This is a genomic window from Chitinophaga agri, from assembly GCF_010093065.1.
Lineage (GTDB): Bacteria > Bacteroidota > Bacteroidia > Chitinophagales > Chitinophagaceae > Chitinophaga > Chitinophaga agri.
In genome coordinates, this window is the sequence record NZ_CP048113.1 from 4,269,478 (window position 1) to 4,284,594 (window position 15,117).

Here is a 15,117-nt window from a genome sequence, read left to right on the forward strand (position 1 = left end):
TGTTATTATGAACATTGATCAGCTTTACGACATATACCGGCAGTACCCTTCTGTCCAGACAGATACCAGGCAACTCAAAGCAGGCGATATATTCTTCGCACTGAAAGGCCCTAATTTCAACGGGAACACCTATGCAGCAGCCGCACTTGAAAAGGGAGCAGCTTTTGCAGTTGTGGATGAAGCCGCCTATTATACGCAACCGGATAAAATGATGCTGACAGAAGATGTGCTACAAACATTGCAGCAGCTGGCACTTCATCACAGGAAACAGCTGAATATTCCCTTCCTGGGCATTACCGGTTCTAACGGTAAAACAACTACGAAAGAACTTATCAGTACGGTGCTTGCCACCACATTCAAAACTACTGCCACTATTGGTAACCTGAACAATCATATAGGCGTTCCGCTGACGATATTACGCATACCTGCTGATGCTGAGATCGCGGTCATTGAAATGGGGGCTAATCACCAGCATGAAATTGAAGCATATTGTAAGGTGGCCCTACCTACACATGGCATCATCACTAACATCGGAAAGGCACACCTGGAAGGCTTCGGCGGTCCGGAAGGTGTACGCCGGGCTAAGGGAGAGCTGTACGATTTTCTGCGCAATAATAACGGGACAGTATTTTTATGCAATGAGTACCCATACTTAACGGAGATGAGTAAAGGTATTCCGACTGTGATCACTTACGGTTCATCTGCGGCAGACTATATTGGCCAGCCACTGGCAGACAGTGCCCTGCTCAGCGTCAAAGTAACCAGCAATGAGGCGATCGGACAGATCGATAGTCAGCTGGTAGGCGCTTACAATTTCCCTAATGTGATGGCGGCTGTCGCCGTTGGACTGCACTTCGGTGTACCTGCTGAGAAAATAAAGAATGCCATTGCATCCTATACACCATCAAATAACCGTTCACAGGTCATCAAACAGGGCAGTAACACCATCATTATGGATGCGTACAATGCGAACCCTTCCAGTATGAAGGCCGCGATTGAAAATTTCGCAGGTATTGTTGCCGAGAAAAAAGTACTGTTATTGGGTGGCATGATGGAACTGGGCACTGACAGTGTAAAGGAACATCAGGCACTGGTAGATCAGCTGCAACGTACACACTGGCATGCTGTAGTACTGGTAGGAGGGGACTTTATCAAAACAACGCACCCTTATATCTATCTTGAAAATGCTGCGGCTGCGACCACCTGGTTACAGCAACAGGGATTCACCAATACATATTTGCTGATCAAAGGATCGAGAAGTATAGGTATGGAGAAGGTGATCTCATAATACTGTAAAGAAATAGCTACTGGCATAAATGACAAGAGGCGCCTCAAGGCGCCTCTTGTCATTTATATTTTAATGCATCAGATAAATATAAATAATTGTAGAATAAAAAAACATGTAAATACGGTAGGTATGAACTATTCAATACAGGCACACGGTATAAGTACAATCAACCATGAAACATAGTCTGACAGGAGATTGTAGGCTAATATCACTATTCTTTTTACAGGTAGGAAAAGGTAGCAGCGATCTGCTTAGATGTTAGTATAAAATAAAATTCAAGCAGCCATATACTATGCCGGAAAATATCACGTTCTAAAGATTACCTTCTCAATAACCTTAGTCAACTTTATATATAAAAAAAGAGACCTGCAAGCTGGAAAGCCCGCAGGTGTTCATAACCTATGCCAACTTTAGAGTATCTTATAAAGAAGTTTTATCAGTTACGTCTTTTGTGATTATATGTATATGTGTAATGATAATAATAGTGATGAATTAGTTTTTACAAGGCATATGAGAACATTGGCGTTAATTCTTTCCAACAAGGCATAATCTAACGGAGTTACGGGCAATTGTTCAGGGTAAAGCTTGAGTTAATAAGATAATATAAGGTATATCATATTGCTGCTAATACACTTGAGATCACTTCCGCGCTCTTAACATCAACAACTCGTGCATCTTTTTGTTTAAAACCTTTAGTTATTCTGATTTAGTTTTTCCTCCTAACGTGTCTGACTACCTGTGTCTGAAATATATGTACGAACACTTTAATCTTCCGGATTTCATTATTTGAAAAAAAATCAGATTTCCTGGCAAAGCTCCACCAGTAAGCCATTCGTGCCCTTCGGGTGCAGAAAACAAACCAGTTTATTATCTGCTCCTCGTTTTGGTTCAGTTTGCAATAAAACAAATCCCTCGTCAGTGAGTCTTTTCATTTCCGCATATATATCAGCAACTTCGAATGCGATATGATGCATGCCCTCACCCTTTTTGTCCACAAATTTGGCAATAGTACTGTCGGGACTGGTTGCTTCCAGCAACTCAATTTTAGTTTCTCCCTGCCGGAAAAAAGCGGTTTGTACGGACTCACTTTCAACGTGTTCTTTTTTATAGCAATCACTGTTCAGAAGCCTCCTGAATAAGGGAATGGAGGTGTCCAGGGATTTAACGGCTATTCCGATATGTTCAACTTTCAGCATACAGCAATTTAATATTTTATGGTAGAAATAATTGTTCTCTATGGAGTTATCATTTCTTACAATGATCGTGGTAGGGAACCAAAGCAATTAAGCATTAAATTTGTATTAAAGGAATCGACACGTATAATTAAAGACCGACAGATATGCTAAAGTTGCCTGTTTACCTGGACTATAATGCCACTACCCCCTGTGACCAGCGCGTAGTAGAAGCCATGCTTCCCTATTTTTCGGAAGCATTTGGTAACGCCTCCAGCCGTAACCACTCATTCGGGTGGGCAGCAGAAGCAGCCGTCGATCTCGCCCGGGAACAGGTCGCAGCACTGATAGGTGCTGATCCTAAAGAGATCATCTTTACTTCCGGGGCCACAGAAGCCGATAACCTTGCCATGAAGGGCGTATTTGAGATGTATGCTGACAAGGGGAACCATATCATTACGACTGAAATTGAGCATAAAGCAGTACTCGACACCTGCAAACACCTGGAAAAACTGGGAGCGGAGATCACTTATCTCAAGGTGAACAGTGATGGCTTTCCTGATCTTAAAGAACTGGAAGCGGCCATCACATCAAAAACCATCCTGGTGTCCATTATGTACGCCAACAATGAAATCGGTGTCATTAATCCAATAAAAGAGATCAGCGCCGTTGCTAAAAAGCATGGTGTACTGATGATGAGCGATATTTCCCAGGCTGCCGGTAAGGTACCGGTGGATGTCAACCGCGATGGTATTGACCTTGCGGCTTTCAGTGCTCATAAGCTTTACGGACCGAAAGGAGTGGGCGCACTTTATGTACGCCGCAAATCCCCCAGGGTGAAAATCACTGCCCAGATGGACGGTGGCGGACACGAAAGAGGGATGCGCTCCGGTACGCTCAATGTACCCGGTATCGTAGCTTTCGGTAAGGCCTGTGAAATATGCCAACAGGAAATGGAAGCAGAAGGACAAAGACTGTCAGTACTGCGTGATAAACTTGAAAACGCATTACTTCAGCTGGAAGAAACCGTTGTCAACGGATCAAAAACCAACCGTTTACCGCATGCCACCAACATTTCCTTCCGTTATGTGGAAGGAGAGGCCCTTATGATGGGTTTCAATAAGCATCTTGCGCTGTCATCCGGTTCTGCCTGTACCTCCGCCTCTCCGGAACCCAGTTACGTGTTGAAAGGCCTTGGTCTTACTGACGATATGGCCCATTCATCCATCCGTTTTGCACTGGGACGCTTCACCACCGAAGAAGAGATTGATTATGCCATTCAAACCGTTACAGAAACGGTGAATAAACTTAGGGAAATAAGTCCGCTGTGGGAAATGTTTAAAGAAGGCGCGGACATGAGCTCAATAGAGTGGTCCCGTCTTTGATACAGTGAACATATCGGGGACAATTAGTGAAATCTTTTATACTTATGCTTATGGCTTACGCTGAAAGAGTTCTGGATTATTACAATAACCCCAGAAATGCAGGAACACTGGATAAGTCCAGTCCGCAGGTAGGAACAGGGTTCATACATGTGCCGGAGTACATAGAGGTAGTAAGGATACAGATTGAAGTGAGTCCGAAAAGGCATGTTATTATGGATGCGCGCTTTAAGACATTTGGATGCGGCGCAGCCATCGCAGCCACCTCTATCACTACAGAATGGTTGAAAGGGAAAACAATCGAGGAAGCGGCGAAACTCGATCACATGAACATCGTAGAGGCCCTCAGTCTCCCGCCAGCCAAGATTCACTGTACCATTCTCATTGAAGATGCTGTTAAAGCCGCTATCAATGATTACAGAGAAAAGAATGGTATGGGACCGCTGAGTGAGGAAGAAGAACTGGAAGAGCTGGAAGAAGAAGAGTATTAAGCGGTATACCTGGAAAAGATGTCATCACTCCCCGGATGGGGTGCCAGGTTGAATGATGACCTGAATGCAAACAGAAGTGCTGGGAAAGCACCTCACTGGGATATTGCGCATCACTGCGCAGGGAAAGTCTGATTCTCCGGAATCAGACTTTCTTTTTTTAACAACTTCCATTGTGTATTACTAATTATTAATTACTAATTTCCAATTCTCTAATTGATCATTTTTAATTATATATATTTGTGCTTTCAGTCTCACTATGCTAGCAATCTTTAAAAAGGAAATACATCAGTTTTTCAGCAGCATAACCGGATATGTCGCCATCATCCTATTTCTGCTCGCCAATGGCCTGCTGCTATTCGTTTTTCCCGATACCAGCCTGCTTGATTACGGATATGCCAACCTCGATCCTCTTTTCGAGCTGGCTCCCATGATCTATCTGCTCCTCATTCCGGCTATTACCATGCGCAGTTTTGCGGAAGAGTTTAAAACCGGCACCATGGAGCTGTTAAGTACCAAACCATTGAGCTGGGGACAGATCGTAACAGGTAAATTCGCCGCAGGTCTACTGGTCGTGCTGATCTCATTGATCCCCACAGTCGTTTATTATATTGCAGTCAGACAACTGAGTGCCGACCCTGCCCATCTGGATAATGGTGGCATGGCCGGTTCTTATATAGGTCTCTTCCTGCTGGGAGCTGTATTTACTGCTATCGGTGTATGGTCTTCCTCTCTGACCACCAACGCAGTAGTGGCTTTTCTCATTGCAATTTTTACCTGCTACATATTCTATAATGGCTTTGATGCGTTAAGCAAACTGCCGGCATTTAGTGGCAGCGCCGACTATTATCTGCGCATGGCTGGTATCAAGTTTCACTATACCTCCATTAGCCGTGGCGTGGTCGATAGCAGGGATGTGATCTACTTCCTGAGTGTTATTGGTCTGATGCTTTATCTGACAAGATTATCACTGCAACGCAGAATATGGGACTAACCAATTAGGAATTAGCAATCAGGAATCAGGAATTGCCTTAAAAGCCGGCTTCCCTTATTCCTCATTCCTAATTCTTAATTCCTTATTTACTTAAATACTCTTTTGTGGCTATAAATAGAAGGAAACAATACTTACAACGGGCTATTCTTGTAGTGGGCGTTCTGGTGGGGATCAATATACTGGCTGCTTATTTTCATACCCGCTGGGATCTGACAGCGGAAAAGAGATATACACTTACTCCTGCGACCAAAAACCTGCTTCGCGGGTTGGACAGCACGGTTACTATAGAAGTTTTCCTGAAAGGCGATTATCCCGCCAGCTTCCGTCAGCTGGCACAGTCCAGTCAGGAATTACTGGAAGAATTCAGAGAATATGGCGGCAACCGCATCCAGTTCTCTTTCCAGAACCCTGGTCAGGGGCTGCCGGACTCTTCCCGCATGGCCTTCCAGCAATCCCTCGTAGAAAAAGGTATCATGCCTTTCAATATGCAGGTACAGGAAGATGCTAACCAGGGCTATTCTGAAAAACTGATCTTCCCGGGCGCACTGGTACATTACGGTTCAAAAACTGTAGGGGTCAACCTGCTGAAAAACCAGGGCGGACTGAATCCTGAGGCGGCCATGAACAGTTCAGAGTCGCTGCTGGAATACCAGTTTGCCAACGCTATCTACCAGTTGCAGCAAAAAGAACCACCCCTATTAGGTTACATGCTCGGTAACGGTGAGTTACTGGGTGCAGAGGTCTATGACCTGCTAACCTCGATGCAGAGCAGCTATCTACTGGATACGCTCACCCTGCAATACATCTCTTACATACCGAAAGAATTTGATGCGATCGTATTTGCCAAACCAGCTTCCCGGTTCAGTGATGAGGACAAGCTGAAAATTGACCAGTATGTGATGAATGGGGGGAAAGTGCTCTGGTTTATTGATGAACTGAACGCGTCTATTGACAGTCTTGCCCACCAGGAGAGCTTTGTTGCCTTTGATAAAGACCTCAACCTCGAGGATATCCTGTTCAGATACGGCGTGCGTATCAACCAGGATCTCGTGCAGGATATGCAGTCGGACTTCGTTCCACAAGTCGTGGACCGTACAGGCCAGATGCAGCCACTGGCATTCCCTTACTTCCCATTGCTGACACCTACTGGTGCGCATCCTATTGTGAAGAACCTGGATCTTGTACTGAGTCATTTCGCCAGCTCTATCGATACTGTAAAAGGAGGGAATATCAAAAAAACTGTCCTGCTGACCACTTCCAGCAACAGCCGGAGTGTAAGCTCGCCCACAGAAGTGACCTGGAACAGTCTGCGCGTAAAGCCTAACCGACGCGATTTCAATAAGAAATTCCTGCCGGTAGCGGTATTACTGGAAGGAGAATTTACCTCTCTGTTCCGCAACCGTCTGGATGAAAATACACAGATGGCCATTCAGAAGGCATCGGGCCGGCCATTTAAAAATAACAGCGACTCGATCAACAAAATGATCGTCGTAAGTGATGCTGATGTAGTGACCAATGCTTTTTCCCAGAAAAGTGGCCCCCTGCAAATGGGTGTTAACCTCTACGACCAGTCTATGGTATATGCCAACCGTGAATTCCTGTTGAATTCCCTGGCATTCCTGACCAACAATGCAGGTATCATGGATGCACGTAATAAAGAGTTAACTATGCGTTTGCTGAATCCGGAAAAAGTGAAACAGGAGAAAAGCAAATGGCAGGTTATTTGTTTCGTTGTTCCCATCGGATTGATCTTATTGTTCGCATCCATCTTCCTGTTTATCAGGAAGAGAAAGTACGAAGTATAACCATTCTCCGTTACCAGCCTGGTTTTTATCAGATGAGTCATGACAGCGCTTCGCTATTTGTCTTAAATAATTGATTTATAGACAATAGACCTCCATTCCCCGGCGTTGGAAGAACATGACAAACAGGGATAACAATCACAGCTGTAGGCTATCCACAATGGCCGGCAGATATTCTTTAACCGGGCAGAACTATGGACGGAAGTCTATTGACTATGGACTATTCCACATATCTTTGCCCAACGATACATTTAAAAGCGGCTACTTGAACCCCTGAAATAGAAGAGCCAACTTTTAAATAAGAGATTAATACCGGTATACCCGGAATCATTAAGAGAAGCAGTGAAATGCAAACACGCTTTTCACATCAAAATTTAACCACACGTGTACAACGCAGAAAGTATCAGCAAGGTGCTGAAAGGTGAACTATTGCAGCAGACGGGTCATCCGGAGATCGAACACATTTTGCTGGACAGCAGGAAACTCAGTTTTCCTGAAACATCTGTTTTCATACCGCTGGTAAGCAGCCGGCGTAACGCCCACCAATACATACCTGAGCTGTATGAAAAGGGTGTTTCCAATTTTATTGTGAGTGAACCTATCCCACAGGAAAAGTATCCAAAGGCTAACATTATACAGGTAAAGGACACCATGCAGGCCCTGCATGCACTCGTCGCCTACCACCGCCAACAGTTTCATATTCCCGTGATCGGCATTACGGGCAGTAACGGTAAGACAATCGTAAAGGAATGGCTGTACCAGTTACTGGAAAAAGATTATAACATTATTCGTAGCCCTAAAAGCTACAATTCACAGATAGGTGTTCCCCTGTCGGTTTGGCCCCTGAAAGCAGAGCATCAGCTGGCCATTTTTGAAGCTGGTATCTCCCAGCCCGGAGAAATGGAACATCTTGAAAAGATCATTCGTCCTACTATTGGCATCTTTACCAACATTGGTGAGGCACACAATGAGGGATTTCTTAATATCCGGCAGAAGATCAACGAAAAGCTGGTATTATTTTCCAAAAGCGAACTGCTGATCTACTGTAAAGATTATCTCACACTTAACGAATGTGTACTTAACTTCCACAACCTGGTAGGTAAGAAAGACGGCCACGATACCGGCTTACAGCTGTTTTCATGGTCCCGTAAAACAGAGGCCGACCTCCGCGTTATCAGTGTGGATAAACACGAGCACCATTCCCGCATAGACGCGTTGTATCAAACCATTCCCATACATATCACTATCCCATTTGTGGACGAAGGCTCTGTAGAGAATGCCATCCACTGCTGGGCACTTATGATACACCTGGGTATGGAGCAGTCCGTCATTCAACAGCGGATGGACCAGCTGGGCAATATTGCCATGCGCCTGGAATTAAAACAGGGCATCAATAACTGCTCCGTGATCAATGACAGCTACAACTCCGACCTCGGCTCACTGACCATTGCCCTGGAATTCCTGCAGCAGCAACAACAGCATCCAACACGTACTGTCATTCTCAGTGATATATTGCAAAGCGGCAAAAGCGACGCCTCTCTTTATGAGGAAGTAGCCAGCCTTCTGCAGCAGAAGGGTATCAATAAGGTGATCGGTATCGGGAAAAATATCTCCAGGGAAAAGAAATGCTTTCAGCAGGTGCCTGGCCTGAAGAGCAGCTTTTTCCTGACCACAGAAGAGTTTATCCAGCAGTTTAACCAGCAGGACTTCCAGCATGAGACCATTCTCCTGAAAGGCGCCCGTATATTCGAATTTGAGCGGATCGGGAAGCTGTTGGAACAGAAGGTACACCAGACCATTATGGAGATCAACCTGACGGCAGTTACCCATAATGTCAAACATTATCAGTCGCTGCTGAAACCCGGTACGAAACTGATGGCAATGGTCAAAGCTTTCTCTTATGGCAGCGGAAGTTTTGAGATTGCAAATCTATTGCAGTTCCATGGTGTAGATTACTTAGCCGTTGCTTATGCGGATGAAGGAGTCGAGCTGAGAAGAGCCGGTATTACGATGCCTATCATGGTTATGAATCCGGAACCCAGCTCTTTTGATGCCATCCTGCAATGGAACCTGGAACCCGAAATATATTCCCTCTATCTGTTAAAGCAGTTTGAAGAAGAAGTACAGCTGGCTGGTAAAACGGCCTTCCCTGTACATATTAAACTGGATACAGGTATGCACAGGCTCGGCTTTGAGAAAAAAGATATTCCTGAACTGGCCAGATCACTGAGCGATAATATTTACCTGAAGGTAAATTCTGTGTTCAGCCATCTGGCAGCCAGTGAAGATCCTGAGATGGATGCCTTTACCCGGCAGCAGGGTCAATCATTCTTCGAAATGAGCCATGAACTGCAGAAAGCCCTTGGATATGCGGTGATAAGACACATTGCCAACAGTGCAGCTATCGAACGTCATCCTGATCTTCAACTGGATATGGTAAGACTGGGTATTGGCATGTATGGTATAGACAGCGCCGAGAAGATGCAGGAGCAGCTCCGGCCGGCCAGTTCCCTGAAAACAACCGTGGCACAGGTAAAACACCTGAATACCGGTGATACGGTAGGTTATGGTGCTAAATGGGTAGCCAAAGGCCCGTCCGTAACGGCGACAGTTCGCATCGGGTATGCGGACGGATATCCACGGAGCCTGAGTAATGGAAAAGGAAAGATGCTGGTACGCGGACAACTGGCCCCGGTGGCAGGTGTTGTGGCGATGGACATGCTGATGCTGGACGTAACCCATATTCCTGATGTAACAGAAGGAGATGAGGTAATTGTTTTTGGTAATGAGTTATCTGTACAACAGGTGGCCGCATGGGCAGATACCATTCCTTATGAAATATTAACAGGAATTTCGCAACGGGTAAAACGCGTATATTTCGAGGAATGACCGGAATTACCGATTTTGCACATTATTATTATTTTTGATAAAATTTTAAACCTTTGAAATATCGTCACGTAATCTGGATTGTTGCATTGGTACTCGTGCTTGACCAGGCACTGAAATTCTGGATAAAAACCCACATGAACTTTAGCCAGGAATTTATCATATTTCCTAACTGGTTCCGCATTCACTTCACTGAGAATCCCGGCATGGCCTATGGTCTTGAACTGGGAGGAGAGTGGGGTAAAGTAATACTGACGCTCTTCCGTCTCGCAGCTGTAGTAATAGGTTTCAAGTACATGAAGACACTGGTGAAACAGCAGCACCACACCGGTTTGCTGATCTGTGGCGCCCTGATACTGGCTGGAGCAGCCGGTAACCTGATCGACAGTATGTTCTATGGACTGATATTCTCAGAGACCAACTTCTATGATGTGGCGACCTTCCTGCCTAAAAACGGCGGTTATGCCTCTTTCCTTCATGGAAAAGTAGTTGATATGCTCTATTTCCCTGTTTACCGCGGATACCTGCCATCCTGGGTACCGTTCAAAGGCGGGGAGTATTTTGTATTCTTCAACCCGATATTTAATATCGCAGATGCAGCTATCTCTGTAGGTGTGATCACGATCCTGTTATTCCAGAAACGGTTTTTCCATAAACACATTGCGAAAGAAGCCACTGAAAAAGAAGCAGTTGCAGCTACCAAATAAACTGTAAATATATTTGTAGAAGCGGTCCGTCTCAGGCGGACCGCTTTTTTTTTGCCTGTTCCTTTGAAAAATTGAATTGCCGTATTACATTTGTCTACAATTTCGATAGACTAATAGTAATAAAGAACACCAGCGTAGTATTTACCATCAATAAATTACACAATGATCATTTTTATACGATGTTGTTGAGCATCCTGCATTCTTCCCCAGACCAATATCTAACGGGCACTGTTCCGTCATTCATCTTATAAGACCAATTCACATACAATAAAATATAGTTATGTCCGCAACAAGACGCACTATTCGTATTACATACCTATGGCTGCTGGTGCTGTTACTGCCTGTCCTGGCCCAGGCACAGCTGAACGGTTCCTATATCATCGGAGGAAAGATCACCGGAGATAAGGGAGAAGCCCTTCCCGGCGCATCTGTTCATATTAAAGGCACCTCTTTCGGCGCCATCACTGACAGTACCGGACGGTTTGATATCACTGCCAATACCAAATTCCCCTTCAAACTTGAAGTGCGCCTGCTGGGATACCAGCCACAGGAATTTGAAGTTAGAAACAGCAACAGCCGCTTGCAGTTCCAGCTGATCACACAGTCACTGCTGGTTAACGAAGTAGTCGTTTCAGCTTCCCGTCAGCAGGAAAAACTACTCAAATCTCCTGTTGCCATTGAGAAACTGGATGTGAAGGCGTTAAAGGAAACGCCTGCCGCCTCTTTCTATGATGCCATCGGTAACCTGAAAGGTGTACAGATGACGACCGCTGGTCTGACGTTCAAGGTGTTCAATACCCGTGGATTCAACGTACCAAACAACTTCCGCTTCATGCAGCTGATAGATGGTGTGGATAACCAGGCTGCTACACTGGGTGTACCGCTGGGTAATGCCATCGGCCCGACCGAACTGGATATTCTCAGCATTGAAGTAACACCTGGCGCTTCATCCGCCCTGTATGGTATGAACGCCCTGAATGGTATGTCAAATCTCATTACTAAGAACCCATTCCAATACCAGGGGCTTAGCGTATACCAGAAAGTAGCCCTCAACCACTTTGATGGTGGCAGCAGCTCTCCGAAACCGATCACTGAAAGTTCTTTCCGGTATGCACTGGCGCTTAACAGCAAGTTCGCATTTAAGCTGAACTTCTCTTATATGGAAGGTACCGACTGGTATGCAGACAGTCACAATGACTTCAATCCCGGTACCAAAGCCAATCCGGACTTCCCGCAACTGGTAGGTGCTGACAATACCGCGAATGATGCATGGAACAAATATGCTGACCAGAGCACCTTCCCCATCACCGACAAAAACGGGAAATCATACAACGTATCCCGTACCGGTTACTGGGAGAAAGACCTGGTGGGTGACTATAAAGTAAAGAACATCAAGTTTGATGGTGCGCTCCATTATAAGATTACCCCGAAGATCGAAGCGTCCTACACCTACCGTGTTGGTAAAATGGACGGTTTCTTTCAGCGCGGTAACCGTATTGGTCTGAAAAACGTCGTAGTGCAAAACCATAAAATAGAGGTAGTAGGAGAGGACTTCACCCTGCGATCCTATATGTCACTGGAAAATACCGGCGACTCGTACAATATGAACCCACTGGCCGATAACCTGGAAAAGTCATTCAAAACAGATAAGCAATGGCAGGCTGACTATAAGGCAGCCCTGGACAATGCGCTGGATGCCACCGGCAGTAATGTAGCCGAAGCCCACAGGGCTGCACGCGCTGCAGCCGACAAAGGCCGCTGGACGCCTGGTACAGCAGCTTTTGATGCCCAGCTGGCTAAGATAAAAGGTATCAATGACTGGGACATCTACCCTGTATCTAAAGACAGCACTAACAAGAGTGGTGGCGCTGCCTTACTGCAGATGAGTCATTTCTATCATACAGAAGGTACGTGGAACCTGCGTAAATATATTCACTTCCTGGATGTACTGGTAGGTGCGGATTACCGTACTTACGAGATCATTCCCGATGGTAACAACTTTGTTGATCTGACGAAGCCATTAGACAAGCGTAATACACCCGGAGGTAAGAACATCTGGTATGGTAAAGCGGGAGGTTTCGTGCAGGGTAGCAAGTTATTTCTGCACGATCAGTTGAAAGTTACCGCCTCTGTGCGTTTCGACAAGGCAGCGTACTTCGCCGGCAAATTCAATCCCCGCGTAGCGGCCGTATATACTACACCTAATCAGCGTCACAACATCCGTGCGTCCTGGCAAAACGGATTCCGCTTCCCTTCACTGTTTGAAGCCTATTCATTCGTAAATAACGGTGGTGTAAGACGGGTAGGTGGGCTGGCATTCATTGAAGAAGGACTGGGATACTTCAGGAACTCCTACCTGACCTCCAGTGCTACCGCTTTTACAACAGCAGTCAATAAAGCGACTAACGCAGATCCCACCCTGAGCCGTGCAGAAGCAGAGGTAAGGAATGCCAGCGTGCTGAAAGTAGCTAACCTGGAGGCGATCAGACCAGAACAGATCCAGTCTATCGAAGTAGGTTATAAGAGCGTACTGTTTGACAATAAGGTCTTCATTGACATAGATGGTTATTACAATACTTACAAACACTTCATTGGTCAGGTAGAAGTAGCGGTACCAAAAACGGGTGATGTGAATAATCCTACACAGGAAGTGCTGAACCAGATGTATGATAAACAGTTCCAGAACCGCTACAGAGTATGGACCAACAGTAAATCCACGGTGCAGAACTACGGATTTGCAGTCGGTGTAACTTACAACTTCCTGAAAAGCTTCACCATCAGTGGTAACGCCAACTATAATACCCTGGCACAGGACAAGACCAAAGATGATGCACTCATCCCTGGTTTCAATACACCTAAATGGTTTACCAATGTAAGTTTTGGTAACAGGCAGGTATTACCTCACCTGGGTTTCAACGTGGTATGGCACTGGCAGGAGAAATTCTACTGGCAGAACCTGTTTGGTAACGGAGACGTACCAGCGTACAGCACAGTAGATGCGCAGGTGACGTACGGATTACCTAAGATCCATACTTCTATTAAACTGGGCGGCTCCAATATTTTTAATACGGCATACTTCCAGTATGTTGGCGGACCGACGATCAAAGGCTTGTATTATATCGCGTTCACATACGACCTGCCTTTCAAGAAAAAGTAATTATTACAGATAGTAAATGCGACCCGCCGGCACCAATGATTGTCCGGCGGGTCTCTTTTTTGCCCCAACAGCACATTTTATAGCCCGTTTCTGCCCGCATCCTGGTATTTTTTCATCACTTTTTAATCTGGTTCATTTGGATATCCGATGATTTACACCTACCTTAGTCTATCATATATATAGACTAATCTAACTGGAGTAATACATGTCGCACAACGAGGAGATCGACCAACTTGAAAAAAAGTACGCTACGGTGGAACGTCAGGAATTACTTATTGACCTTGTCAACGAGGAAAACCGTCACAAGCCATTTTTATGGCTGCTGATAGCACTTATCAGCGTTGCAGTACTAGCTGGAATAGGTGTTCTGACCTATTATGGTACCTCGTCTGCTACTCATACCAGGGTATATGAATTCACACAATCGCTGTTCACCAGGGAGTTGCTGTTTTATGTATTGGTAGGACTAGCTGCGCAAACAGTAGATGGGGCGTTGGGCATGGCATATGGTGCGACTTCTTCCTCCCTGCTGCTTGGCCTGGGTGTACCGCCTTCTGTTGCCAGTGCAAGTGTACACGTAGCAGAGGTATTTACTACAGGCGCTTCAGGTATTTCACATTTTCGTTTTGGGAACGTCAATAAGAAACTCTTTCTCTATCTGCTGGTGCCGGGTATCATAGGGTCCATTGCAGGCTCATTCCTGATATCGAAGATGAATGCGATCTCTGAAGCGATACCCTTTCTTTCCTATTTCACAGAAGAAAATGTGAAGCCGTTCATCAGCGCCTATCTGCTGGTGCTGGGCGTTATTGTATTACGTAAAGCCTTTCTGCCTAAGAAGGCAAAAAGCAAAACCAAACGGCTCGGATCACTGGCTTTCTTCGGGGGATTTATGGATTCGTTTGGTGGCGGAGGCTGGGGCCCGATTGTCACTTCGACGCTGCTTAGCAAGGGGCGTTCTGCTCACTATACGATTGGTTCAGTAAATGCTGCCGAGTTTTTTATCTCGCTCTCCAGTGCGGGTACATTCCTCATCTTCGGGGCAATTGCAGGTTGGCCGGTTATCATCGGACTGATCATTGGAGGGGTCATTGCTTCTCCGTTTGCAGCGTTGCTGGTGCGGAAGTTCAAACGCAAGCCGCTGATGATCATGGTAGGGTCACTCATCATCCTGTTAAGTCTCCGCACGATCATTATTACACTCTTGCACTAACATATACATACCGGTTAGCCGGTTAAAG

At 45.6% G+C, this 15,117-nt stretch carries 10 protein-coding genes; 9 read left to right on the top strand and 1 reads right to left on the bottom strand.

Translation table 11 applies throughout. From position 1 onward, the window contains the following. The first annotated feature begins 7 nt into the window (after window positions 1–7). A complete protein-coding gene (locus tag GWR21_RS16940; protein WP_162332896.1) occupies window positions 8–1,288 on the top strand; it encodes a UDP-N-acetylmuramoyl-tripeptide--D-alanyl-D-alanine ligase in 1,281 nt (426 codons plus the stop codon). Window positions 1,289–2,085: 797 nt separating this feature from the next. Here the strand turns inward: GWR21_RS16940 and mce are convergent. Next, window positions 2,086–2,484, bottom strand: coding sequence for a methylmalonyl-CoA epimerase (gene mce, locus GWR21_RS16945; protein WP_162332897.1), 399 nt, complete (start codon window positions 2,482–2,484; stop codon window positions 2,086–2,088). A gap of 143 nt (window positions 2,485–2,627) precedes the next feature. Here mce and GWR21_RS16950 point away from each other — a divergent pair, with 143 nt between their 5' ends. From GWR21_RS16950 to GWR21_RS16985, 8 genes are all read left to right on the top strand, one after another. Next, a complete protein-coding gene (locus tag GWR21_RS16950) occupies window positions 2,628–3,845 on the top strand; it encodes an IscS subfamily cysteine desulfurase (protein ID WP_162332898.1) in 1,218 nt (405 codons plus the stop codon). A gap of 50 nt (window positions 3,846–3,895) precedes the next feature. Continuing rightward, window positions 3,896–4,333 carry an iron-sulfur cluster assembly scaffold protein gene (locus GWR21_RS16955; RefSeq protein WP_162332899.1) on the top strand — a complete coding sequence of 146 codons (438 nt, stop codon included), beginning with the start codon at window positions 3,896–3,898 and terminating at the stop codon, window positions 4,331–4,333. 256 nt (window positions 4,334–4,589) lie between these two features. Then, complete coding sequence (gldF, locus tag GWR21_RS16960; protein ID WP_162332900.1) at window positions 4,590–5,324, top strand: gliding motility-associated ABC transporter permease subunit GldF; 735 nt, start codon at window positions 4,590–4,592, stop codon at window positions 5,322–5,324. A 104-nt stretch (window positions 5,325–5,428) separates the two neighbouring features. Continuing rightward, window positions 5,429–7,129, top strand: coding sequence for a gliding motility-associated ABC transporter substrate-binding protein GldG (gldG, locus tag GWR21_RS16965; protein WP_162332901.1), 1,701 nt, complete (start codon window positions 5,429–5,431; stop codon window positions 7,127–7,129). Between the two features lie 381 nt (window positions 7,130–7,510). Then, a complete protein-coding gene (locus GWR21_RS16970) occupies window positions 7,511–10,015 on the top strand; it encodes a bifunctional UDP-N-acetylmuramoyl-tripeptide:D-alanyl-D-alanine ligase/alanine racemase (RefSeq protein WP_162332902.1) in 2,505 nt (834 codons plus the stop codon). Between the two features lie 53 nt (window positions 10,016–10,068). Continuing rightward, a complete protein-coding gene (locus GWR21_RS16975; protein WP_162332903.1) occupies window positions 10,069–10,719 on the top strand; it encodes a lipoprotein signal peptidase in 651 nt (216 codons plus the stop codon). A 280-nt stretch (window positions 10,720–10,999) separates the two neighbouring features. Continuing rightward, window positions 11,000–13,876 (top strand): TonB-dependent receptor, encoded by a 2,877-nt coding sequence (locus GWR21_RS16980; RefSeq protein WP_162332904.1) that lies wholly within the window; start codon window positions 11,000–11,002, stop codon window positions 13,874–13,876. 205 nt (window positions 13,877–14,081) lie between these two features. Next, window positions 14,082–15,089 carry a sulfite exporter TauE/SafE family protein gene (locus tag GWR21_RS16985; RefSeq protein WP_162332905.1) on the top strand — a complete coding sequence of 336 codons (1,008 nt, stop codon included), beginning with the start codon at window positions 14,082–14,084 and terminating at the stop codon, window positions 15,087–15,089. The last annotated feature ends 28 nt before the right edge of the window (window positions 15,090–15,117 follow it).